Origin of the sequence: Falsiroseomonas sp. E2-1-a4 (assembly GCF_051433165.1) — a bacterium.
Lineage (GTDB): Bacteria > Pseudomonadota > Alphaproteobacteria > Acetobacterales > Acetobacteraceae > Falsiroseomonas.
The window spans coordinates 96,167-118,175 of the sequence record NZ_JBHMFS010000001.1 but is presented as its reverse complement, the minus strand read 5'-3'; the positions used below and the strand labels follow the sequence as shown (position 1 = coordinate 118,175).

Here is a 22,009-nt window from a genome sequence, read left to right as displayed (position 1 = left end):
TCAGCCGCGCCCGGCCGGGCATTCGCGGGAGATCGCCTCATAGGCCGCGGTGAAGCCGGACAGGGAGAAGGTGTCGGTCACCGTCGCGCGGCCCGGACCCGGGCTGCGGACCACGGCTTCCCGCCCGCCGCGAAAGGCGCCGATCAGGTTCCCGCTGCTCTGGAAGAAGGCGCTGGATTGCACGGCGCCATAGCTGCTGAACTCATTGCTGCCGACCGTCATCTCCACCGCGGCCTGGCGCGGTAGCGGCGCGCCGAGGGAGACGGCGATCTGGTCGCGCCCGGCTGGGCGATGCGTCACGGTCAGGGTCACGTTCTGGCGTGCCTGTGCCGCGGCACCCTCGCCACGCTGGGCGCGGGTGAAGGCGTAGCAGACCTTCTGGCCGCCTTCCTGATGGGTGGCGGCGGTCCAGGCCTGATGCGTGCCCATGCGTTGCGGCTGCGCGCGCTGCGCCTCCGCGGTGACGGGGAGGACCAGAGCGGCGAGGAGGGGAAGGGCGATACGGACCATGTTTCGTTAAATACGGCGTGCCACCCCCTGCGGCAACCCGGCTTGCCATCCCGCGCTTTCGCAGGCTTGCGTTCCGCCTGGCCGGCGCATGTTCTATTGAGAGGGCAATGACCGCACCCGACGCCGCCGACATCCAGCTCGCCGCCCAGTACGAGGCCTATCCCTACCCCGCGCGCGATGCGCGGGATGAGGCGAAGCGCCTGGTCGTGGGCAGCCCCTCACACCTGCGGGAGATCGACCACTGGATCTTCGGCGGCCGCCGCCCCGCGGGGCAGGGGCTGCGCGTGCTGATGGCCGGCGGTGGGTCCGGCGACGGCACCATCATGCTGGCGCAGCAGATGCAGAGCCTGGGCCGGCCGGGTCAGGTCACCTGGCTCGACCGGTCCGCCCAGGCGAAGCGGGTGGCAAAGGCGCGCGCGGCGGCGCGGGGGCTGGACAACGTACGGTTCGAGGATGGGTCGCTGCTCGACCTGGCGCGCTCCGGCCTCGGGCCCTTCGACTACATCGATTGCTGCGGCGTGCTGCACCACCTGCCGGACCCGGCGGCGGGGCTGGCGGCGCTGGAATCCGTGCTGGCGCCGGGCGGTGGCCTCGGCATCATGGTCTATGCCCCGCATGGCCGCACCGGCGTCTACATGCTGCAGGACGCGCTGCGCCTGCTGGCACCCGCCGAGGATGCGCCGCCGGACCGGGTGGAGATCGCCAAGCGGCTGTGGAAACAGGTGCCGGAGACCGCCTGGCTGCGGAAAAACCCCTGGATCGACGACCACATCAAGGGCGGCGATGCCGGGTTGTACGACCTGCTGCTGAACCCGCGCGACCGCGCCTTTTCCGTGCCGCAACTGGCCGAGCTGGTGGCCGGCGCCGGCCTGCGCATCGAATGCCTGCTGGAGCCGCTGCGCTACGACCCGGACAGCTACCTGGCCGACCCCAGGCTGCGCGCCCGCGCCCGGGGGCTGGACCCGGTCGCCCGCGCCGCGCTGGCCGAGGCGATCTGCGGCAATATGGGCATCCACATCGCCTATCTGACCCGCACGTCGGACCCGGTGCAGGCCCGCCCCTGGCAGGAGGATGAAACGGTGCCCGTGCTGCGGGAGCTGGACGGCCCGACCCTGGCCCGCGCCCTGCGCCCGGATGGGGTGCTGCCGGTGACCTTCGACGGGCTGCGCGTGGCGGTGCCGCTGCCGCGCCTGGCGGCCGCGCTGCTGGCGCGTATCGACGGCCGCAGCAATTGGGGCGCGATCCTGGATGGCGTCGTCGCCGCCGGCGCCAGCCGGGACCAGGCGCTGCGCGACCGTGATGCGCTGGTCCAGGCGATGGAACGGATGAACCGGCTGCTGATCGCCGCCCCCGCCTGACCCGGCAGCCCATGATGCCCGCCGCCATCATCATCCTGGGCGCCGCGGTGCGGCAGGACGGCTCGGCCAGCCCCGCCTTGCGCGCCCGGGTGCAGGCGGCCCGCGCCTGGGGTGAGCGGCAGATGCCGCCGGCCCTCTATATCCCGACCGGCGCCATCGGCAGCCATCCGCCGGCCGAATCCGTCGCCATGGCCGCCATCCTGATGCAGGCTGGCGTGCCGGAAGCGCGGATCCACCAGGAACCGACCGGCACCGATACCTTCTCCTCCGTCCTCGCCTGCGTCGCGCTGCTGCGACGCATGGGCCACCAGGGGGAGGTGCGGGTGGCGACGCATCGCTACCACCTGCCGCGCAGCCTGCTGCTGTTTCGTCTGGCCGGCGTGCCGGCGCGTGCGGTGCCGCCACCCGCCGGCCCGTCCGAGACCGGCGCGCAGCGGCGCTGGTTGTGGCGGATGCGCGAGGTGCCGGCGCTACCCTATGATGCGGCGCTGATGATCTGGGAGAGGCTGCGCGGGCGGCTGTAGGTCCGGACATCGCACGGATCATGTTTCGTTGCGTCCGTGGAATTTTTGGCTTTCGGCAGTACCGCAGCGGGGCGGCCGGCTAGTCTCGGCGCATGTCCGAAGCCAAACGCCTGATCAACCATCGCCCCGAGCTGGTCGATGTCGAGCTGATCGCCCGAATCCGCGCAGTCCCGCATATCCTCGACGTCATCTGCAGCACCACCGGCCTAGGCTTCGCCGTGGTGGCGCGGGTGACGGAATCCCGCTGGGTGGCCTGCGAGGTGAAGGACCATCTGCAATTCGGGCTCACCCCCGGCGGCGAGCTGGATGTGCGGGCCACCCTCTGCCAGGCGGTACGCCAGCATCGCGAGGTGGTGGTGATGGACGATGCCGACTCCGACCCCGTCTACCAGGGCCATCCCGTCCCCGCGCAATACGGCTTCCGCAGCTACATCTCCGTGCCCATCCTGCTGCCGGATGGGCGGTTCTTCGGCACGCTCTGCGGCCTGGACCCAGCGCCGCGGAAGCTGAGCACCCACGGCACCATCGGCATGTTCCGGCTGTTCGCCGAGATGATCGGGTTCCAGATCGAGGTGCAGGAACGCCTAGCGGCGCGCGAGGCCGAGCTGCGTGAGGAACGCGAGCTGGCGGAGCTGCGGGAGCAGTTCGTGGCGGTGCTCGGGCATGATTTGCGCAATCCCCTAGCCTCGATTGATTCCTGCCTGAGGATGCTGGATCGCGGCGGGCTGGAGGCGCGGCCGGCCGAACTGGTGCGGCTGGGGCAAAGCAGCGTGCGCCGCATGGCGAACCTGATCCGCGACCTGATGGACCTCGCCCGCGGCCAGCTGCAGGAGGGGTTCCCCCTGGCCCTGAACGAAGGCGCCGGGTTGGAAGCGAGCCTGCGCCAGGTGGTGGCGGAGGTGGCGGCCGGCAGCGCGAATTGCGTGATCGAGACGGAGATCACGCTGCAGGAGCCGGTGCCCTGCGATCCGGGCCGCATCGCCCAGCTCTGCAGCAACCTGCTGGCCAATGCCGCGACGCATGGCAGGGCCGGGGCGCCGGTCCGGCTGCGCGCGCTGGCCCTCGGCGGTGAATTCCGCCTGAGCGTCAGCAATGAGGGGGAGCCGATCCCACCGGACACGCTGGCCAAGCTGTTCCAGCCCTATTTCCGCGGCGGGCTGAAGCCGAACCAGCAGGGGCTGGGGCTGGGGCTGTTCATCTCGGCGGAGATCGCCCGCGCTCATGGCGGCGTGCTGGAGGTCACCTCGGATCCGGCGGAAACCCGCTTCACCTTCATCATGCCCTGCGGCGAGGGCGGCCTGCCGCGGAGCGGCGGAGAAAAGGCCCCGCGGAGCGGCGGAGAAAAGGCCCCGCGGAGCGGCGGAGAAAAGGCCCCACGGGGCGGCTGAAACAGGACCCCGGGGCGCGACTGAAACGAGGCCCGCGATCGGTCTGACCCGACGGATCGCAGGAAGCGCTTGCTAAACCTCTTCTTCGCGGTCGCTCTCGACGACCAGATCGTCGCCCAGCTCCTCATCCGCGTCTTCCAGCTCCTCGGCGTCCTCGATCGCCTCGTCGCCGTCATCGGCCTCAACCTCGACGCCGTCCTCGACCTCGCTCTCAGACACGGCGGCGCGCTTCTTCACACGCTCATCCGGCAGCGGCGCGGCGCGCTTCAGGCGCGGCTGTTCCGCCGGCTGTTCGGTGCCGCATTTCGGGCAACTCGCGGGCTGGCGCGTCAGGTCGTAGAACTTCGCGCCGCAGGACACGCAGACGCGCTTCAGTCCAAGTTCGGGCTTCGCCATGGGGAAGAAGAGCCTCGTGCCGGGCCGCGGCGACGCGCAGAAATCCGCGAGCAGCCGGGGCGTAAAGGGTGCGCGCGATTGCCACTTACCGCCCTGCATGTCAAACGCCGCCCGATGCAGGCCCCCCCCGATACCGCGCCGAAACCGCATTCCGTGGCGGGTCTGACGAGCCGCTTCACGGTGCCGGGAGACAGGTCCATCAGCCATCTGGCGCTGATGCTGGGCGCCTTGGCCGCGGGCACCACCACCATCACCGGCCTGCTCGAAGCACCGGATGTACTGCGGACCGCGGCTGCGATGCGGGCCCTTGGGGCCACGGTGGAAAAGGGTGCCGACGGGTCCTGGCGGGTCGCCGGGCGCGGCATTGGCGGGCTGGTGGAGCCTTCGGATGTGCTGGATCTGGGCCCGGCCACCGGCGCGGCGCCGCTGCTTCTCGGCCTGCTGGCGGGGCATCCCATGCTGGCGGTGGTGACCGGCGATGCGGCGCTGCGGCAGCAGCCGATGCGCTATGTTACCGATGCGCTGGCCGGCACCGGCGCCCGCTTCGCCAGCCGCGCGGGCGGCCGCCTGCCGCTGGTGGTGGAGGGTGTGGCGGAACCTCTGCCGCTGGACGCCGTGCTGCCCGTGGCCTCCGCCGAATTGAAGGCCGCCTGCCTGCTGGCCGGCCTCTGTGCCCGCGGCACCACAAGGGTGCGGGAGCCAGCCGGGTCGTCCGACCATGCCGAGCATCTGCTGCGGCATTTCGGCGCCACGGTGCGGGTCTCGCCCGATGGGACGGGCGGCCTGGTTGAGCTGGATGGCCAGCCGGAGCTGGTGGCGGCCGCGGTCGCGGTGCCCGGTGATTCCTTCGCCGCCGCGGTGCTGGTGGTGGCGGCGCTGCTGGTGCCGGGCTCCGACATCACCCTTCGCGATGTCGGCCTGAACCCACAGCATGCCGGCCTGTTCCAGGCGCTGCGCGAGATGGGGGCGGAGATCACCGAACAGGCACCGCGGCAGCAGGGCGGGTCGCAACTGGCCCATCTGCAGGTTCGCGCCTCGGCGCTGCACGGAATCGACGTGCCGGAGGGGCGTGCCGCCGATGCCGCCCCGCTGCTGGCCACGGCCGCCGCCTGCGCCCGCGGCACCACGCGCCTGCGCGGGCTGGGCGGGGCTTCGGCGATCGCCGCGATGCTCGCCGCTGCCGGTATCCGGCATGAGGTGGAGGGAAACGACCTGCTGGTGCATGGTAGCGGCGTGCCGCCGCAAGGCGGCGGCCTGGTGGAGACACAGATGGACCATCGCCTTGCCCTGTCCGCCCTGGTGCTGGGCCTGGCTGCGCGCCGCCCGGTGCGGGTCGATGACAGCGCCTGCATCGAGGCCGCCTTCCCCGGCTTCGCCGGATTGATCGAAACTGCGGCAGACCGGGCATGAACGATCTTCTGGTCATTGCCGTGGATGGCCCGGCCGCGGCCGGCAAGGGCACGCTGGCCCGGCGGCTCGCCGCCGAATTGGGGCTGCCCTATCTGGATACCGGGCTGCTGTACCGGGCCGTGGGTCGCCGGCTGCTGGATGCGGGTGCCGACCCGGCCGATCCGGCCGCCGCGACCGAACAGGCCCACGCCCTGACCGCCGCCGACCTCGCCCGCGGCGATCTGCGTGGCTCGGCGGCTGATATGGCGGCCAGCGTGGTGGCCGCCATTCCCGCCGTGCGTGCGGCGCTGCTGGACTGGCAGCGCGATTTCGGCCGCCGCCATGGCGCGGTGCTGGATGGCCGGGACATCGGCACGGTGGTGTTTCCCGAGGCACCGGTAAAACTGTTCGTCAGCGCCAGCCCGGAGGAACGCGCCCGCCGCCGCTGGCTGGAAATGCGCGACCGTGGCCAGGCGGCGGAGCTGGGGCAGGTGGAGGCGGATCTGCGCGCGCGGGACGCGCAGGACAGCGCGCGCAGCGTGGCGCCGCTGAAGCCGGCGGCCGATGCCTGCTGGCTGGACACCACGGCACTCGATGCCGAAGCGGCCTTCCAGGCCGCGCTGACCCTGGTCCGCGAACGCCTTCCACAAGGGTAGGGCCTGGAATCCGCTTGACTCCACTGGGCGGACGGGCCTACCCGCTGCCCCGTGATCCGCACGCCCGCAACGGCGGTGGTGCCCTTGCCCGGGGGAATGGTGGCGGAATTCGGGGCTTCGGCCCTTCACCGCAGGCCACCGCCAAGCCGGGGCCGGAATGGACGCTCCGTCATGTCGTTCGCAAGCCGAGGGTCGGCTGTGCATCCGGAACCGATCCCGAGGGACGGCCGGTTCTGCATTCCGGCCACGTCGTGTCCGCGGCAGGGATGAAACCCGGGCCGTGGGGGCGCACACCCCATGCCCCACGATCGGGGCATCTGATCGGGAAACAACCGTTACATGGCAAGCGCCACCGCCTTCGCTGATCCGGGCGAAGATTTCGCCGCCCTCCTCGACGCCACGCTGGGTGAGAACACCTCCTTCCACGGCTCGGTCATCTCCGGGAAGGTCATCCGCATCGATGACGATTTCGCCGTCGTCGATGTCGGCCTGAAGTCCGAGGGCCGCGTCCCCCTCAAGGAATTCGCCCCGCAGGGCCAGAAGCCGGAGATCAAGGTCGGCGACGTCATCGAGCTGTTCGTCGAACGCTACGAGGACCGCGACGGCGCGATCATCCTGTCGCGTGAGAAGGCCCGCCGCGAGGAAGCCTGGACCAACCTCGAGAAGTCGTTCACCGCGCAGCAGCGCGTCAACGGCGTGATCTTCGGCCGCGTCAAGGGCGGCTTTACCGTCGACCTCGGCGGCGCCGTGGCCTTCCTGCCGGGCAGCCAGGTGGATATCCGCCCGGTGCGCGACGTGACGCCGCTGATGGGCAGCCCGCAGCCCTTCCAGATCCTCAAGATGGACCGCGCCCGCGGCAATATTGTCGTTTCTCGCCGCGCCGTTCTTGAAGAGACGCGCGCCGAGCAGCGCTCCGAGCTGATCCAGGGCCTCAAGGAAGGCATGGTGCTCGACGGCGTCGTCAAGAACATCACCGACTACGGCGCCTTCGTGGACCTCGGCGGCGTGGACGGCCTGCTGCATGTCACCGACATCGCCTGGCGCCGCATCAACCACCCCTCCGAGGCGCTGACCATCGGCCAGGCCGTGAAGGTGCAGGTCATCCGGTTCAACCCGGAGACGCAGCGCATCAGCCTCGGCATGAAGCAGCTGATGTCCGACCCCTGGGAAGGTGTCGCCATCAAGTACCCGGTGAACGGCAAGTTCAGCGGCCGCGTGACGAACATCACCGACTACGGCGCCTTCGTGGAGCTGGAGCCGGGCGTCGAGGGCCTGGTGCACGTCTCCGAGATGTCCTGGACCAAGAAGAACGTCCACCCGGGCAAGATCGTCGCCACTTCGCAGGAAGTCGACGTGCTGATCCTGGACGTGGACGGTCCGAAGCGCCGGATTTCGCTGGGCCTCAAGCAGGCGCAGGGCAATCCGTGGGAGCTGTTCGCGGAAGCCAACCCGCCGGGGACCGTCATCGAGGGCGAGATCCGCAACATCACCGAGTTCGGCCTGTTCGTCGGCCTCGGCCCGGATCTCGACGGCATGGTCCACATGTCCGACCTCTCCTGGGATCTCCCGGGCGAGCAGGCGATGGCCAACTTCGAGAAGGGCACCAACGTCAAGGCCAAGGTGCTTGATGTGGACGTGGAGAAGGAGCGCATCTCCCTCGGCGTCAAGCAGCTCGAGGCCGACCCGGCCGCCGAAGTGCTGGACCGGATCAAGAAGGGCGATGTCGTCACCTGCACCGTGACGAAGATCGAGCCGAACGGCATCGAGGTAAAGGTCGACGAGGTCCTCATTGGCTTCATCCGCCGCGCCGAGCTGGCCCGTGACCGTGGCGACCAGCGCCCCGACCGCTTCGCCGTGGGCGAGAAGGTCGATGCGAAGATCACCGCCGTCGACCGCGCCGGCCGCCGCCTGGCCCTGACCATCAAGGGCAAGGAAGTGGAGGAGGAGCGCGAGGCGGTCCGTGAATACGGCACCACCGACAGCGGCGCCTCGCTCGGCGACATCCTGGGTGCGGCGATCCGCCGCCGGGCCCAGACCGGCGAGGAGTAACCAAGCCTTGGCTGCGCTCGATCCCACCGGGATCGAGCGCGACCATTGCCTGCATCATCCGCGTGAAGCGGCCGACCTTGCCTTCATCTTCGGCAACCGCATCGCGGTGCCGGAGTTGGCGGCGGCGGCCGCTTCGCTGTTTCTGGAGGGGTTGGTGCCCCGCATCCTGGTATCCGGCGGCGCCACGCCGGGCGGGCCGGGAACGGAGGCGGAGGCTATCGGCACCGCCCTCCTCACCCGCGGTGTTCCACGTGAAGCATTGTTGCTGGAACGCAGGGCGACCCACACGGGCGAGAACGTCACCCTCTCCCTGCCCATCCTGGCCGGGGCCGGGCTGCTGGACTCGAAAAAGATTGTCTGCGTCGGGCTGTTCTGCACCGGGCGCCGCTATGCCATGACACTGCATCGCCACTGGCCTGCTCCCGCGAAACTGTGCCTGCCGGTGGAATACGGTCCCGTCCGGCGCGGCGCCTGGCATCTGCACCCCGAAGCCCGCGCGCGCGTGCTGGGGGAGGTGGCGAAGGTGCCGGCCTATCTTGCCGCCGGCTTCATTGCGCCCTGGCCAAGCGCCACCGCGCCCACCAAGTGATCGCACCATGTCCCTCGATGCCGACCTCCTGCTCGACCGCCGCCGGCTGAAGCGCCGGATTTCCCTGTGGCGCGCTGCCGCCGTGCTGGCCGTGGCCGGCGTGGTGCTGGCCCTCACCCTTGGCGACCAGCGCGCCGGCGGGCTGCTGCCGGGGGTGACCGGCGGGCATGTCGCGCGCCTCAACCTCTCCGGCTTCATCAGCGACGACCACAAGCTGATCGAGGAGCTGGACCGGCTGCGTCTCAGCGATGCCGTGCGCGCCGTGCTGGTGGCCATCGACAGCCCCGGCGGCAGCGTCGCGGGCGGCGAGGGGCTGCACGCAGCGCTGACCCGAATGGCCGAAGCCAAGCCCGTGGTCGCCGTGATGGGCGGCACCGCGGCATCGGCCGGCTACATGGTGGCCCTGCCGGCGCAGCGGGTTTTCGCCCGCAACGCCACCGTCACCGGCTCCATCGGCGTGATCCTGCAAAGCTTCGACGTGACCGGCCTGCTGGCCTGGATCGGCGTGAATGCGGAAACCATCGCTTCCGGCCGCTTCAAGGACCAGCCCAGCCCGTTCCGCCCGCTGACCGAGGAAGGCCGCGCCGAACTGGCCCGCGTGGTGCATGACCTGCACGCGCAATTCGTGGCGCTGGTGGCGGAGGGTCGCCGGATGGACCCCGCCCGGGTGCGCGAAATCGCCGATGGCCGGGTGTTTACCGGGCGGGAGGCGCTGGCGCTCGGCCTGGTGGATGCTCTGGGCGGGGAGGCCGAGGCGCGCGCCTGGCTGGCCGAGACCCGGTCTGTGCCGGAGACGCTGCCGGTGCGCGACATCGAAATTCGTGGCCTCGCGGAACGGACCTTTGGCGCCGCTGTAGGGTTCTTCACGAAAAGCATTGCGGATGAATGGGTTGGCGTTGACCGCGTGCGCGCGCTTTGGCAGCCTTCGCTCTAGAACCAGAACTTCCGGGCAGGCGCGATTCGGATGTGGACCGCAGCGCCCAGGGGGTGGGGGCGCCGAGGACAAGATGACCAGGTCGGAACTGATCGCGCAGCTCGCTGCGGCCAACCCGCATCTGCGGCAGCCGGATGTGGAGGTGATCGTCACCACCATCTTCGATGAAATCATCGGCGCCCTGGCGCGCGGGGACCGGGTGGAACTGCGCGGCTTCGGCGCCTTCTCCACCAAGCGCCGCGACCCACGCACCGGCCGCAACCCACGCACCGGCACGGCCGTGGCGGTGGATGGCAAGGCGGTGCCCTATTTCAAGCCGGGCAAGGAATTGCGGGAACGCGTCAATGGCGGCCCGTTGCAGGACCCGCCACGCCGGCCGCGCGCCACGGCGGCAGCGGCGAAAGCCTGATAGTCACGGCCGAGGCCGCGAATGCGGCCTGCCTGCGGTCAGGCGAGCCAAGGGCCCGGAGGGGCCGCCCGGCGCTTGAGGGCGTGATACAAGCGGGCGTGCGCCGCGAGGCGCTTCCGTTACCGTCTCGCGGCGGGTAGGACAGGATGCGACGATCGGAGAGGCTTCCCATGCGCTGGCTGTTGTTCCTGCCGCTGCTCATCCTCCTCGCGCTGTTCGCGCTGTCCAACATGCAGGAGGTGCAGCTGCGGCTGTGGCCCCTGGACCTGGCCTGGGCGGCGCCGCTCGGCGTGGCGGTGCTGGTGCTGTCCGGCTTCGGCTTCGTGCTCGGCGCCATCATCGCCTGGGCCGCCGCCCTGCCCGCCCGCCGCCGCGCGCGGGAGGTGACGCAGGCGGCCAAGCTGCTGGAGGCGGAACTTGCCGCGTTGAAGGCGCGCGAACTCCAGGCGCGGCATGAAGGCGCGCCGGCGCGGATGCAGATCACGCTGCCGGCTTCCCGCTGACCATGCGTCGCTGTGGGCTGTGCGTGGCGCTGGATGCGCCGGATCTCGCCATGGCCGAAGCCTGGGCCGGCGCCGTGGCGCCGCATGCCGGGCTGCTGAAGGTGGGGCTGGAATTGTTCTCGTCGGAGGGTGGCGCGGCGGTGCGGCGGATTGCGGCGCATCGGCCGGTCTTCCTCGATGTGAAGCTGCACGACATTCCCAACACGGTGGCCGGTGCCATTCGGTCCCTGGCGCCGCTTGGCCCGGCCTGGATCACGGTGCATGCGGCCGGCGGGGCGGCGATGGTGGCAGCGGCGCGCAAGGCGGCGGAGGATGCGGGCGGGGCGGCGCGGCCGCGCATCCTGGCCGTGACGGTGCTGACCAGCCTGGATGCCGCGGCGCTGTCCGCCACCGGGGTCGCGGGCGGCCCGGTGCAGCAGGTGCTGCGGCTGGCGCGGCTGGCCATGGCGGCGGGCGCCGATGGGCTGGTCTGCTCGCCGCGGGAAGTGCGGCCGATCCGCGATGCGTTGGGCGAATTGCCGGTTCTGGTGGTGCCTGGCGTGCGCCCCGCCGGCAGCGCGGCGGATGACCAGGCCCGCACCGCCACGCCGGAACAGGTGGCGCGGGATGGCGCGGACTGGATCGTGGTCGGCCGTCCGATCACCCAGGCGGCTGATCCCGCCGCGGCGGCGCAGGCCATCGCGCAGGCGCTGGGCTGATGCAGGTCAAGATCTGCGGCATCAGCGATGCGGCGGGGCTGGAAGCGGCGCGTGCCGCTGGGGCGGAGATGTGCGGGCTGGTGTTCTTCCCGCCCTCTCCCCGCGCGCTGACACCGGCGCAGGCGGCCGCGGTTTCGGCCGCGGTGCCGGGCGGGCCGCAGCGGGTCGGGCTGTTCGTGGACCCAACGGATGCGCTGCTGGAGAGCGTGCTGGCGGCGCTGCACCTCGACATGATCCAGCTTCACGGCGAGGAAACCTCGGCGCGCTGTGCCGAAATCCGCGGAAAATTCGGGCGGCCGGTGATGAAGGCGCTGGGCATCGCCAATGCCGCGGATCTGGATGCGGTGGCGGCCTATGCGCCTGCGGTGGATTATTTCCTGCTGGATGCCAAGGCGCCGCCCGGCGCGGCGCTGCCCGGCGGCAATGCGGCGCCCTTCGACTGGACGCTGACCGCCGGCCGGATCATCCCGCGACCCTGGCTGCTGGCGGGTGGGCTGACGCCCGGCAATGTGGCGCAGGCCGTCGCGGCCAGCGGCGCGCCGGGGGTTGATGTCTCCTCCGGCGTCGAGGCCTCGCGCGGGGTGAAGGACCCGGCGCGCATCGCGGCTTTTGTGGCTGCCGCGAAGGCGGCGTGATCCGGCCCACCGCCGGAGGCGGCAAAATCAGACCCGCCGCCGGAGGCGGCAAAATCAGACCCGCCGCCGGAGGCGGCAAAATCAGAGCCGCCACCCTGGCCGATGCACCCGCCATGGGCGACATGCACGCGCAATCCTGGACCGAGACCTATCCCGGCCTGGTGCCCGATGCCCTGCTGGCCGAGATGACGGACCCCACCCGCCGCCGCGCCGCCTGGGCGCGCAACCTGGCGGCACCTCGGCTGCAAGACGGCACGCTGGTGGCGGAGGAAGCGGGCGCGATTCTTGGTTTCGTCTCGGTCTGCCCGGCGCGGGATGCGGCGCTGGGCGCCTCCGGCGAGGTTTCCGGCCTGTATCTGCTGCGCGCGGCGCAGGGGCGCGGGCTGGGGCGGGCGCTGCTGGCGGCGGGCGCGCGGGTGCTGCTGGCGGCGGGGCATGGCTCCGGCGCGGCCTGGGCGCTGGATGCGAATGCACGCGCGCGTGGCTTCTACGCCGCCACCGGCGCCGTGCCGGGCACCAGCCAGGTTGGCTGGCATGGCGAGATCGCGGTGGCCGAGACAGCCTGGGTCTGGTCAGACCTGCGCCGCGTGACCAGTTGAGGCGACTGCGCTAGACCCTGTCGGCCCTTCCCCGCCGGGCCAAGACCATGCCAATTCCAGGACATCGCCCCGTGAACCAGCAGCCGCCCCCCAATTCCTTCCGCCAGGGCCCCGACGCCCGCGGCCGCTTCGGCACCTTCGGCGGCCGCTTCGTCGCCGAGACGCTGATGCCGCTGATCCTGGAAGTCGAGGCCGCCTATGAGGCCAGCAAGACGGACAAGGTCTTCCAGGATGAATGGCGCCGGCTGCTGAAGGATTACGTGGGCCGCCCCAGCCCGCTGTGGTTCGCCGAACGCTTCACCACGCATCTGCGGAAGAACGCCGCACCTGGCATGGGCGCCAAGGTCTATTTCAAGCGGGATGAGCTGAACCACACCGGCGCGCACAAGATCAACGCCGTGCTCGGCCAGATCCTGCTGGCGAAAAAGATGGGCAAGACCCGCATCATCGCGGAGACCGGCGCTGGCCAGCATGGCGTGGCGACGGCCACCGCCTGCGCGCTGATGGACCTGCCCTGCGTGGTCTATATGGGCGCGACCGATGTGGAGCGGCAGCAGCCCAACGTGTTCCGCATGAAGCTGCTGGGTGCGGAGGTGGTGCCCGTGACCTCCGGCGCCGCGACGCTGAAGGATGCGATGAACGAAGGCCTGCGGGACTGGGTCGCGAATGTCAGCGACACCTATTACTGCATCGGCACCGTGGCCGGCCCGCACCCTTACCCCGCCATGGTGCGCGACTTCCAATCCGTGATCGGCATCGAAGCGAAGGCCCAGATGGCGGAGGCCGAGGGGCGGCTGCCGGATGTGCTGGTGGCCGCGGTCGGCGGTGGCTCCAACGCCATGGGGCTGTTCTACCCGTTCCTGGACGATGCCGCTGTGGCGATGGTCGGCGTGGAAGCGGCCGGGCGGGGCCTCGATTCCGGTGAACATGCCGCGGCGCTGTCGCGCGGCCGCCCGGGCGTGCTGCATGGCAACCGGACCTACCTGCTGCAGGATGGCGACGGCCAGATCACGGAGGCGCATTCGATCTCCGCCGGCCTCGATTATCCGGGCGTCGGGCCGGAGCATTCCTGGCTGCATGAGCTCGGCCGCGTGCAGTATTCCGGCGTGACGGATGATGAGGCGCTGGAAGCCTTCCAGCTCTGCTCGCGGCTGGAAGGCATCATCCCAGCGCTGGAGCCGGCGCATGCGCTCGCCGAGGTGATGAAGATGGCGCCGAAAATGCCGGCGGACAAAATCATCCTGATGAATCTGTGCGGCCGTGGTGACAAGGACATCTTCACCGTCGCCAAGCACCTGGGCGAGAACATCTGACATGTCGCGGATTGCTACCAAGTTTGCGGCGCTGAAGGCGCAAGGCCGCGGCGCGCTCATCCCGTTCCTGGAGGCGTTCGATCCGGACCGCGAGACCGCCATGGCGATCCTGCGCGGCATGCCCGCGGCCGGCGCCGACCTGATCGAGATCGGCGTGCCCTTCACCGACCCGATGGCGGATGGCCCGACCGTGCAGAAGGCCGGCCAGCGCGGGCTGAAGGCCGGCGCGACGCTGGCCGGCACGCTCGGCATGGTGGCGGATTTTCGCGAGTCGGATGCGGAGACGCCGGTCATCCTGATGGGCTATTTCAACCCGATCCTGTCCTACGGCATCGCCAAGTTCTGCGTCGATGCAGCCAAGGCCGGCGTCGATGGGCTGATCGTGGTGGACGTGCCGCCCGAGGAGGCGGATGAGATTGCGCCGGATGCCACCGCCAATGGCCTCGACCTGATCCGGCTGGTGGCGCCGACCACCGGGGAGGACCGGCTGCCGAAGGTGCTCTCCGCCACCACCGGCTTCGTCTACTACGTGGCGATCACCGGCATCACCGGCACGCGCAGCGCCAGCGCGGATGACCTGGCCGCCGCCATTCCGCGCATCCGCAAATACACCGACCTGCCGATCGCCATCGGCTTCGGCGTGCGGTCTCCTCAGCAGGCGGGCGAGGCGTCCCGCATTGCCGATGGCGCGGTGGTGGCTTCCGCCCTGATCGAGGGCCTGGTCGCCAGCCTTGATGCCGAGGGCCGCGCCACGGCCGCGACGGTGCCGGCGGTGCTGGACCGGGTGCGGGAATTGGCGGAGGCTGTTCGCAAGGGGTAGCACCCCCGGGGGAAAGGCGATGGATGGCAACAACGACCCGAAGGCCCTGTTGCAGTCGCTCTATGCCGAAATGGCGCCGCAGCACCTGTTCCCGCTCTGGGAAGTGCTGCACGCGCTGGTGACGCCGACGCCCATCTCCCCCGTCCAGCCGCATCTCTGGCACTACGATACGGCGCGCGCCCATCTGCTGCGCGCCGGCGACCTGATCACCGCGGAACAGGCCGAACGCCGCGTGCTGATCCTAGAAAATCCCGGCTTGCCCGGCACCTCCTCCGTCACCACCAGCCTCTATGCCGGGTTGCAGTTGATCCTGCCCGGAGAGGTCGCGCCCTGCCATCGCCACACGCAATGCGCGCTGCGCTTCGTGATGGAGGGCGATGGCGCCTTTACCGCGCTGGATGGCGAAAAGGCGGTGATGCGGCCCTTCGACCTGGTGCTGACGCCGAACTGGCAATGGCATGACCACGGCAATGCCAGCGCCGCGCCGATGATCTGGCTGGATGGGCTGGATATCCCCACCGTGCGCCACTTTGCCGCGAGCTTCGCGGAGCGCCTGCCAGATGGCGCCATGGCCCATCCGGAGACCGCGCCGCCCGGCGACACCGCCGCGCGCTATGGCCGTAATCTTCGCCCCTATGGCAGCACGCTCGGCGCAAGGCGGCCGAAGGCGCTGCCGCTGTTCCACTACCCCTACACCGAATGGCGCGACAGCCTGGCCGCCATGACCCGCGCCGGGGAGCCGGACCCGCATCTGGGCCATGCGCTGGAATTCGTGAACCCGGCCGATGGCGGCCCCGTCATGCCCACCATCGCCGCCCATGTCCGCCTGCTGCCCGCCGGCTTCACCGCCCGCCCCCGCCACGCGACGGATGCGATGGTGCTGGTGGTGGTGGAAGGCACGGGCATTGCGACCGTCGCCGGCCGAAACTTCCCCCTGGCGCCGCGCGACCTGCTGGTGGTGCCGTCCTGGGCCGCGCTGACCCTGGCCGCCGAGACCGAGTTGGTGCTGTTCGGCTACTCCGACGCCGCCGCGCAGCAGAAGCTGGGCCTGTGGCGGGAGGCGCGGCTGTAGGACTGCAACCGCGCGCAACGGGGAGCGTTACGACGGCTCACAGAGGGGAGCCATTTTCATGCAAAACCACGGCAGCGGTCAGAAGCCCACCAACGACCACGAGCGCGGCGTGATGGACAGCTTCCCGGCCAGCGATGCGCTCTCCGACACCGCGACGCAGGGTCCGCGCGCCGTGCCGGCCGGAGGGGATCATCCCTCGAAGCATGTTCCCGATGCGGTGACCGTGTCGCGGCACTTCAAGGACCATGAATCCGCCAAGCTGGCGCTGGAGGAGCTGGTCCGCAGCGTGCCACTGGATCGCAGCGCGACGGAGCTGACCGGTGCCGAGCTGCGCCTCAGCGTGCCGCGCGACGATGCGCAGCGTATCGAGGCCATGCTGCAAGCGGTCTGACGGCACGCCGGTCCGGCATCAGGCCATGAAGCGGGCGTCGCGCTGCGTCGCCAGTTCCTGATAGGCGGCCCTTACCGCCACCGGGCCGTGCAGGCGTTCCAGCCGGCGGACGGTGAAATGGCCCTCCGCGATACCGCGGAAATGCTCCAGGAAGGCGAGGTTCACCGCCGCGCCCGCCGCCGCGCCGATCACCGGCGCGGCCTGGGCCGAGAGCTTGAGCGCCACCGGCCCGCCGAAGCGCGCCGCGATGCTGCCGAGGAAGCCCGGCAGCATGACACCGGCCAGGCCCTTGCCCACCGCGCCCTTCAACGCCTCCGCCAGCGCCAGGCGCACGGCGAAATAGCCGGATTCGGCCGCATCATCCTGCTTGTCCCGGCCGCCGAGGGCGAAGACCTTCAGGCATTCGGCTGCGATCAGCGGATCCCCCAGCGTTTCCCCATTCGCTTCGGCCACCGCGGCGATCTGGCGCAGCAGCAGGGTGGTGGAAACCGGCAGTTCCACCAGCGTGCCGGGCAGCCCGAAGGCACCGCCCGCCGCGCCGGCGGCCGCCGCCAGGCCGCGATGGAACCAGGCGGCCGGCAGCGGCGTGGGGTTGGCCGAGGGCTGCGCCCGCAACGCCGCCTGCATGGCGCTGGCCAGGGCGCGCTTCACCGCGCCATCCAGCAACACCTGTGCACTGCTCGGCAGCCGGTTCTTCAGCGCCTCGATCGGCATGCCGATGGTGGCGGCGAAGCGGGCGGCGAGTGAGACATCCTCAAGCTGCGCCACGGCGCGCGCCAGTTCGGCGCGGGCTTCGCCGGGCAGGATGTCGGGGGGCGGGGGAGCGAGGGTGATGGACATGGAAACGGATATGGGGTGTCAGGGGCGCAGTTCGGTATGGGCGCGCAGCCAGATTGCGAAATCGCCCTCGGACATGTCATCGGCCGCGAGGTCCAGCACCGCCACCGTGACCATCGGCGGCGGGGCGACAAGATCAAGCCCATTCGCCATGAGGAACACACCCGCCGCTGCCAGCGCTGCGCGCTTGTTGCCATCCATGAAAGGGTGGTTGCGCACGATGCCATGGGCATAGGCGGCGGCGAGCACGCACAGGTCGTACTCGCCGTCATAGGCGAAGCGGTTGACGGGGCGGGCGAGGGCGCTGTCCAGCAGCCCCTCATCGCGCAGCCCTTCGGCCCCGCCGAATTGTCGCAGCCCTTCCCTGTGCAGGTAGAGCAGCGCCGGCTTGTCCAGCCAGCGCGGCTCCGTCACTTGGCCAGCGCCGCGAAGGTCTCGCGATACTTCCGCATCAGCTCGCGGCCGAGTTCGAGCTGCGCCTCGGTCTCCTGCGGCATCGTGGTCAGCAGCAGGCCGTCGCCACTTTCCACCACCTGAACGGTGTCGCCCTCGGCCAGGTTCATCCGCGCCAGGATATCCTTCGGCAGGACCAGACCGACAGAATTGCCAACGGCGCGCAGCTTCAGGGTGGCCATGTCATATCCTCCGTGGATACGGTGGTTATAACAGAACACCCACCGCGTGTCCACGTCCGTGGCTACAGGATGAACCTCGACAGATCCGCATTCCCCGCCAGCGGCGCCACGCGGGTCCGCACGAGGTCCGCATCCACCGAAATGCTCTCCCCACCCCGATCCGAGGCGGTGAAGGAGATTTCGTCCAGCAGCCGCTCCATCACCGTCGCCAGCCGCCGCGCCCCGATATTCTCGACCGTCGCGTTGATCTCGGCGGCCAGATCGGCAATCGCATCCGTCGCGCCCTCGGTGATGTCGAGCGTCACGCCCTCCGTCCCCAGCAGCGCGATGTACTGCTTCACCAGCGAGTGCTCCGGCTCCGTCAGGATGCGGCGGAAATCGTCCCGGGTCAGGGCCGAAAGCTCGACGCGGATCGGCAGGCGGCCCTGCAATTCGGGCAGCAGGTCGCTGGGCTTCGCCTGATGGAAGGCGCCGGAGGTGATGAACAGGATGTGGTCCGTCTTCACCGGGCCATGCTTGGTGGTGACGGTGGTGCCCTCGATCAGCGGCAGCAGGTCCCGCTGCACGCCTTCACGGGACACATCGCCGCCGCGCACGCCGCCCTCGCCGGTGCGGGCACAGACCTTGTCGATCTCGTCGATGAAGACGATGCCGTTGTTCTCGGCGTTGGAGATCGCCTCGCGGTTCAGCGCCTCCTGGTCCAGCAGCTTGTCGGCCTCGTCCTTCACCAGATGCTGGCGCGCCTCGGCCACCTGCATCTTGCGCGGCTTGGTGCGGCCGCCGAACATCTTGCCAAGCATCTCCTGCATGTTGCCCATCTGCGGCGGCATGCCGGGCATGTCCATCATGCCGATGGGCGCGGCCTGCTCGGCCACCTGCACCTCGATTTCCCGCGTCTCCAGGGCGCCTTCGCGCAGCATGCGGCGGAATTTCTGGCGGGTTTCGCCGGCGGCGCCCTCACCCACCAGCGCCGTCACCAGCCGTTCCTCCGCATTCAGCTCCGCCTTGGCCTGAACGGCCTTGCGGGACTGGTCGCGGGTCTGGGTGATCGAAACCTCGATCAGATCGCGGATGATGCTTTCGACGTCGCGGCCGACATAGCCGACCTCGGTGAACTTCGTGGCCTCCACCTTCAGGAAGGGGGCGTTGGCGAGGCGGGCCAGGCGGCGGGCGATTTCGGTCTTGCCGCAGCCGGTCGGGCCGATCATCAGGATGTTCTTCGGCACTACTTCTTCCCGCAGCCCCGGCGGAAGTTGTTGCCGCCGCCAACGATTGCGGAGTGCGATGGCCACGGCGCGCTTGGCGTCGTTCTGGCCGACGATGTGGCGGTCCAGCTCGCTGACGATTTCGCGGGGGGACAGGTTGACCGTTTCCGTCACGATTCAATCATTTCAAGAACGATGTTGCCATTGGTGTAGACGCAGATGCCGGCCGCGATGGCCATGGACCGCCGCGCGATCTCCTCGGCGGACAGCCCATCCACCGGCAGCAGCGCGCGCGCCGAGGCCAGCGCGTAATTGCCGCCGGAGCCGATGCCGATGATGGCGTCCTCCGGCTCCAGCACATCGCCCTGGCCGGTCAGCAGCAGGCTGCGCTTGCCGTCCGCCACCGCCAGCAGCGCCTCCAGCCGCCGCAGGTAGCGGTCGGTGCGCCAATCCTTGGCGAGCTCGACGCAGGCGCGCTCGAGCTGGTCCGGGAAGCGTTCCAGCTTGGCTTCCAGGCGCTCCAGCAGCGTGAAGGCATCCGCCGTGGCGCCGGCGAAACCGGCCAGGACCTTGCCCTGGGCGATGCGGCGGACCTTGCGGGCATTGCCCTTGACCACGGTCTGGCCGAGCGAGACCTGGCCATCGCCGGCCATGGCGACTCGTCCGTCCTTGCGGACGCAGAGAATGGTGGTGCCGTGCCAGCCCAGCGGGTCGTGGGCGGCGGAAGGTGGTGCGTGTGTCGCGTGCATCACGCCCAGATGGCGCGGGCCGGGGCTTGCGGCAAGCGGGGGCGGCAAGCGGGGGCGGATCGACGCCGCTTGAACCGTGGACCCCGCACGCCCTATCGGCTAGTGCAGCGCCCATGACGCGCCAAGCCACAATCGCCCGCGCCACCTCGGAAACCGATATCCGCCTGACGCTGGACCTGGATGGCCGCGGCAGCGCCGATGTCGCGACCGGGGTCGGCTTCTTCGACCACATGCTGACCGCCCTCGCGCGCCATGCGCTTATGGACCTGGCGGTGGCGGCCAAGGGCGATCTGCATATCGACGACCACCATACGGTGGAGGATGTGGGCATCGTGCTCGGCCAGGCGCTGCGCCAGGCCTTGGGCGACAAGCGCGGCATCCGCCGCTTCGGTCAATGTCTGCTGCCGATGGACGAAGCGCTGGCCGAAGCCGCGATCGATATTTCGGGCCGCCCCTTCCTGGCCTGGGACGTCGCGTTCCAGCGCCCCAAGATCGGCACCTTCGACACCGAACTGGTCGAAGAATTTTTTCGTGCATTTGCCTTTAATGCCGGCATTACCCTGCATGTGACGTTGAAAGCCGGCAGCAACGCGCACCATGTCGCAGAGGCCTGTTTCAAGGCCGTGGCACGCGCGCTGCGGATGGCGGTGGAGATGGACCCTCGCACCGCTGGGGAGATTCCCTCCACCAAGGGTTCGCTGGAGGGCTGAGATGAAGCTCTACACCGTCCATGCCGAAGCCCCCCCGCCCCCGGGCCCGGAGGGCTGGCCTGAGCCCAAGGCGCGCCCGCCAGTCCTGGTGCGGGAGGGTTTTTCGTTCTGGGCCGCCGTGCTCGGCCCCTTCTGGTTCGCCTGGAATCGCCTGTGGTGGGAAGCCCTCGGCTTCCTGGTGCTGACGGTTGCCGCCGGCCTGCTGCTGCCCGAAGCGCTGGCCTCCATCGCCGTGCCCGCCTTGCATGTGCTGGCCGGCTTCGAGGCGCGGGACCGGCTGCGCGCGCGCCTGGCCCGCCGCGGCCAGCCCATGGCCGGCGTGGTGGCGGCGCCCGATATGGAGATTGCCTGGTTCCGCCTGATGCAGCAGCGGCCGGATCTGGTGCGGACGGCACCATGAGGATCGCGATCATCGACCCCGGCTCGGGCAACCTTGCCTCGGTTCTGCGGGCGCTGGAGCGGGTTGTGGCCGAATCCGGCCGGCCGGCGCAGGTCGCCGTCACAACGGAGGCCGCGGAGGTCCGTGCGGCGGATCGCATCGTGCTGCCCGGCCAGGGCGCCTTCGCCGCCTGCCGGCGGGGCCTGGATGCGCTGCCGGGCATGGTGGATGCGTTGCAGGATTCGGTGCTCGGCGCGAAAAAGCCCTTCCTCGGCATCTGCGTCGGCATGCAGCTGATGGCGGAGCGCGGGCTGGAACACGGCACCACGCCCGGCCTCGGCTGGATTGCCGGGGAGATTGCCCCGATGGACCCGCGCGGGCCGGATGGTTCGGCGCTGCCATTGCCGCAGATGGGCTGGAATGGGCTGGACCTGGCGCAGCCTTCGCATCCGCTGCTGGCCGGCGTCAGCCCCGGCGCCCACGCCTATTTCGTGCATTCCTACGCGCTGTCGGGCGGCGATCCGGCGCAGCTTTTGGCCAGCACCGGCTATGGCGGCCCCGTTGCGGCCATCGTCGGGCGGGACAATCTGGCCGGCACGCAATTCCATGTGGAAAAAAGCAGCCTGGTCGGCCTGCGCATCCTGGCCAACTTCCTGAGCTGGACGCCGGAGGTTGCCGCATGAGCACGCTGCGCGCCGGCAAGCACGAGATGGCGGTGGAGGTGGCAACCGCGCTGACCCCGCATGACCTGGCCGATCTGTGCGAGGCGACGAACGCCGCGATCATCGAGGGTGGTGGCTTCGGCTGGGTCAGCAGCCAGGACCGCGCCGCGCTGGCGCGGCATTTCCGCGGCGTGCTGCTGGTGCCGGACCGCACCCTGTTCATCGCGCGCCTCGACGGCAACGTGGTCGGCAGCGCGCAGCTTGTCCGCCCGCCGCGCAACAACGAGGCGCAGGCCTTCGCCGCCCAGCTCACCCACGCCTACATTGCCCCCTATGCGCGCGGCTTCGGCCTGGCGCGCATGCTGGTGGACCGGGTGGAGGAACAGGCCGCCGCCACCGGGCTGCGCGTGCTGAACCTGGACGTGCGGGAGACGCAGGAAAGCGCCATCGCGCTGTTCGAGGCGCTCGGCTACACGCGCTGGGGCACCCACCCTGCCTATGCCCGTGTGGAAGGCCGCACCGTCGCCGGGCATTTCTACCACAAGCTGCTGGAACCCGGCCGCGGCCGGACCACGGACAGCCTGATCGGCGCGCGCTGA

28 protein-coding genes are annotated in these 22,009 nt (G+C 70.3%); 21 read left to right on the top strand and 7 right to left on the bottom strand.

Annotation, left to right across the window (positions count from 1 at the left end; translation table 11 throughout):
- Nucleotides 1–510, bottom strand: coding sequence for an invasion associated locus B family protein (locus tag ACFHNC_RS00610; RefSeq protein ID WP_437167259.1), 510 nt, complete (start codon nucleotides 508–510; stop codon nucleotides 1–3).
- Between the two features lie 107 nt (nucleotides 511–617).
- Between ACFHNC_RS00610 and ACFHNC_RS00605 the strand changes: the two genes are divergently transcribed.
- The 3 genes from ACFHNC_RS00605 to ACFHNC_RS00595 all read left to right on the top strand — a co-directional run bounded on the left by ACFHNC_RS00605 (nucleotide 618) and on the right by ACFHNC_RS00595 (nucleotide 3,780).
- The gene (locus ACFHNC_RS00605) at nucleotides 618–1,868 is read left to right on the top strand and encodes a class I SAM-dependent methyltransferase (protein WP_437167258.1); all 1,251 of its coding nucleotides are present in this window, start codon (nucleotides 618–620) and stop codon (nucleotides 1,866–1,868) included.
- 11 nt (nucleotides 1,869–1,879) lie between these two features.
- Nucleotides 1,880–2,392 carry a YdcF family protein gene (locus tag ACFHNC_RS00600; RefSeq protein WP_437167257.1) on the top strand — a complete coding sequence of 171 codons (513 nt, stop codon included), beginning with the start codon at nucleotides 1,880–1,882 and terminating at the stop codon, nucleotides 2,390–2,392.
- A 92-nt stretch (nucleotides 2,393–2,484) separates the two neighbouring features.
- Entirely contained in the window at nucleotides 2,485–3,780 is a 1,296-nt protein-coding gene (locus ACFHNC_RS00595; protein WP_437167256.1) for a GAF domain-containing sensor histidine kinase, read from the top strand.
- Nucleotides 3,781–3,852: 72 nt separating this feature from the next.
- Here ACFHNC_RS00595 and ACFHNC_RS00590 read toward each other — a convergent pair whose 3' ends face one another.
- On the bottom strand, nucleotides 3,853–4,275 hold the full coding sequence (locus ACFHNC_RS00590) for a TIGR02300 family protein (protein WP_437167255.1): 423 nt from the start codon (nucleotides 4,273–4,275) through the stop codon (nucleotides 3,853–3,855).
- A 15-nt stretch (nucleotides 4,276–4,290) separates the two neighbouring features.
- Here ACFHNC_RS00590 and ACFHNC_RS00585 point away from each other — a divergent pair, with 15 nt between their 5' ends.
- From ACFHNC_RS00585 to ACFHNC_RS00520, 14 genes are all read left to right on the top strand, one after another.
- Nucleotides 4,291–5,586, top strand: coding sequence for a 3-phosphoshikimate 1-carboxyvinyltransferase (locus ACFHNC_RS00585; protein ID WP_437167254.1), 1,296 nt, complete (start codon nucleotides 4,291–4,293; stop codon nucleotides 5,584–5,586).
- Nucleotides 5,583–6,221 carry a (d)CMP kinase gene (gene cmk / locus ACFHNC_RS00580; protein ID WP_437167253.1) on the top strand — a complete coding sequence of 213 codons (639 nt, stop codon included), beginning with the start codon at nucleotides 5,583–5,585 and terminating at the stop codon, nucleotides 6,219–6,221. Before ACFHNC_RS00585 ends, cmk begins: the two co-directional genes overlap by 4 nt.
- A gap of 339 nt (nucleotides 6,222–6,560) precedes the next feature.
- A complete protein-coding gene (gene rpsA, locus ACFHNC_RS00575; RefSeq protein ID WP_437167252.1) occupies nucleotides 6,561–8,270 on the top strand; it encodes a 30S ribosomal protein S1 in 1,710 nt (569 codons plus the stop codon).
- Nucleotides 8,271–8,277: 7 nt separating this feature from the next.
- Entirely contained in the window at nucleotides 8,278–8,859 is a 582-nt protein-coding gene (locus tag ACFHNC_RS00570) for a YdcF family protein (protein WP_437167251.1), read from the top strand.
- 7 nt (nucleotides 8,860–8,866) lie between these two features.
- On the top strand, nucleotides 8,867–9,793 hold the full coding sequence (gene sppA / locus ACFHNC_RS00565; protein ID WP_437167250.1) for a signal peptide peptidase SppA: 927 nt from the start codon (nucleotides 8,867–8,869) through the stop codon (nucleotides 9,791–9,793).
- Between the two features lie 73 nt (nucleotides 9,794–9,866).
- Nucleotides 9,867–10,202, top strand: a complete 336-nt coding sequence (ihfB, locus tag ACFHNC_RS00560) for an integration host factor subunit beta (RefSeq protein WP_437167249.1) — start codon at nucleotides 9,867–9,869, stop codon at nucleotides 10,200–10,202.
- 170 nt (nucleotides 10,203–10,372) lie between these two features.
- Nucleotides 10,373–10,705, top strand: coding sequence for a lipopolysaccharide assembly protein LapA domain-containing protein (locus tag ACFHNC_RS00555; protein WP_437167248.1), 333 nt, complete (start codon nucleotides 10,373–10,375; stop codon nucleotides 10,703–10,705).
- Between the two features lie 2 nt (nucleotides 10,706–10,707).
- Nucleotides 10,708–11,403 carry an orotidine-5'-phosphate decarboxylase gene (gene pyrF, locus ACFHNC_RS00550; RefSeq protein ID WP_437167247.1) on the top strand — a complete coding sequence of 232 codons (696 nt, stop codon included), beginning with the start codon at nucleotides 10,708–10,710 and terminating at the stop codon, nucleotides 11,401–11,403.
- A complete protein-coding gene (locus ACFHNC_RS00545) occupies nucleotides 11,403–12,038 on the top strand; it encodes a phosphoribosylanthranilate isomerase (RefSeq protein ID WP_437167246.1) in 636 nt (211 codons plus the stop codon). Before pyrF ends, ACFHNC_RS00545 begins: the two co-directional genes overlap by 1 nt.
- A 113-nt stretch (nucleotides 12,039–12,151) precedes the next feature.
- Nucleotides 12,152–12,637 carry an N-acetyltransferase family protein gene (locus ACFHNC_RS00540; RefSeq protein ID WP_437167245.1) on the top strand — a complete coding sequence of 162 codons (486 nt, stop codon included), beginning with the start codon at nucleotides 12,152–12,154 and terminating at the stop codon, nucleotides 12,635–12,637.
- A 71-nt stretch (nucleotides 12,638–12,708) separates the two neighbouring features.
- The gene (gene trpB / locus ACFHNC_RS00535; protein WP_437167244.1) at nucleotides 12,709–13,950 is read left to right on the top strand and encodes a tryptophan synthase subunit beta; all 1,242 of its coding nucleotides are present in this window, start codon (nucleotides 12,709–12,711) and stop codon (nucleotides 13,948–13,950) included.
- A 1-nt stretch (nucleotide 13,951) separates the two neighbouring features.
- Nucleotides 13,952–14,770, top strand: a complete 819-nt coding sequence (trpA, locus tag ACFHNC_RS00530) for a tryptophan synthase subunit alpha (RefSeq protein WP_437167243.1) — start codon at nucleotides 13,952–13,954, stop codon at nucleotides 14,768–14,770.
- 19 nt (nucleotides 14,771–14,789) lie between these two features.
- The gene (gtdA, locus tag ACFHNC_RS00525) at nucleotides 14,790–15,842 is read left to right on the top strand and encodes a gentisate 1,2-dioxygenase (protein WP_437167242.1); all 1,053 of its coding nucleotides are present in this window, start codon (nucleotides 14,790–14,792) and stop codon (nucleotides 15,840–15,842) included.
- Between the two features lie 58 nt (nucleotides 15,843–15,900).
- Nucleotides 15,901–16,233 (top strand): hypothetical protein, encoded by a 333-nt coding sequence (locus ACFHNC_RS00520; RefSeq protein WP_437167241.1) that lies wholly within the window; start codon nucleotides 15,901–15,903, stop codon nucleotides 16,231–16,233.
- A gap of 18 nt (nucleotides 16,234–16,251) precedes the next feature.
- Here ACFHNC_RS00520 and ACFHNC_RS00515 read toward each other — a convergent pair whose 3' ends face one another.
- The 5 genes from ACFHNC_RS00515 to hslV form a co-directional block, all read right to left on the bottom strand.
- Nucleotides 16,252–17,073, bottom strand: coding sequence for an EcsC family protein (locus ACFHNC_RS00515; protein ID WP_437167240.1), 822 nt, complete (start codon nucleotides 17,071–17,073; stop codon nucleotides 16,252–16,254).
- Nucleotides 17,074–17,091: 18 nt separating this feature from the next.
- Entirely contained in the window at nucleotides 17,092–17,484 is a 393-nt protein-coding gene (locus ACFHNC_RS00510) for a type II toxin-antitoxin system death-on-curing family toxin (RefSeq protein ID WP_437167239.1), read from the bottom strand.
- Nucleotides 17,481–17,705, bottom strand: a complete 225-nt coding sequence (locus ACFHNC_RS00505) for an AbrB/MazE/SpoVT family DNA-binding domain-containing protein (protein WP_437167238.1) — start codon at nucleotides 17,703–17,705, stop codon at nucleotides 17,481–17,483. The genes ACFHNC_RS00510 and ACFHNC_RS00505 overlap by 4 nt, the downstream gene beginning before the upstream one ends.
- Nucleotides 17,706–17,767: 62 nt before the next feature.
- Nucleotides 17,768–19,084, bottom strand: a complete 1,317-nt coding sequence (gene hslU / locus ACFHNC_RS00500; RefSeq protein WP_437167237.1) for an ATP-dependent protease ATPase subunit HslU — start codon at nucleotides 19,082–19,084, stop codon at nucleotides 17,768–17,770.
- Nucleotides 19,081–19,659 carry an ATP-dependent protease subunit HslV gene (hslV, locus tag ACFHNC_RS00495; RefSeq protein WP_437167236.1) on the bottom strand — a complete coding sequence of 193 codons (579 nt, stop codon included), beginning with the start codon at nucleotides 19,657–19,659 and terminating at the stop codon, nucleotides 19,081–19,083. The genes hslU and hslV overlap by 4 nt, the downstream gene beginning before the upstream one ends.
- Before the next feature lie 113 nt (nucleotides 19,660–19,772).
- On the opposite strand from hslV, the gene hisB reads away from it, so the two are divergent.
- The 4 genes from hisB to ACFHNC_RS00475 are packed head-to-tail and all read left to right on the top strand — an operon-like array spanning nucleotide 19,773 to nucleotide 22,009.
- On the top strand, nucleotides 19,773–20,369 hold the full coding sequence (gene hisB / locus ACFHNC_RS00490; RefSeq protein WP_437167235.1) for an imidazoleglycerol-phosphate dehydratase HisB: 597 nt from the start codon (nucleotides 19,773–19,775) through the stop codon (nucleotides 20,367–20,369).
- 1 nt (nucleotide 20,370) lies between these two features.
- Nucleotides 20,371–20,769, top strand: coding sequence for a DUF2628 domain-containing protein (locus ACFHNC_RS00485; protein ID WP_437167234.1), 399 nt, complete (start codon nucleotides 20,371–20,373; stop codon nucleotides 20,767–20,769).
- The gene (gene hisH, locus ACFHNC_RS00480; protein ID WP_437167233.1) at nucleotides 20,766–21,431 is read left to right on the top strand and encodes an imidazole glycerol phosphate synthase subunit HisH; all 666 of its coding nucleotides are present in this window, start codon (nucleotides 20,766–20,768) and stop codon (nucleotides 21,429–21,431) included. The genes ACFHNC_RS00485 and hisH overlap by 4 nt, the downstream gene beginning before the upstream one ends.
- Nucleotides 21,428–22,009 carry an N-acetyltransferase family protein gene (locus ACFHNC_RS00475; protein WP_437167232.1) on the top strand — a complete coding sequence of 194 codons (582 nt, stop codon included), beginning with the start codon at nucleotides 21,428–21,430 and terminating at the stop codon, nucleotides 22,007–22,009. Before hisH ends, ACFHNC_RS00475 begins: the two co-directional genes overlap by 4 nt.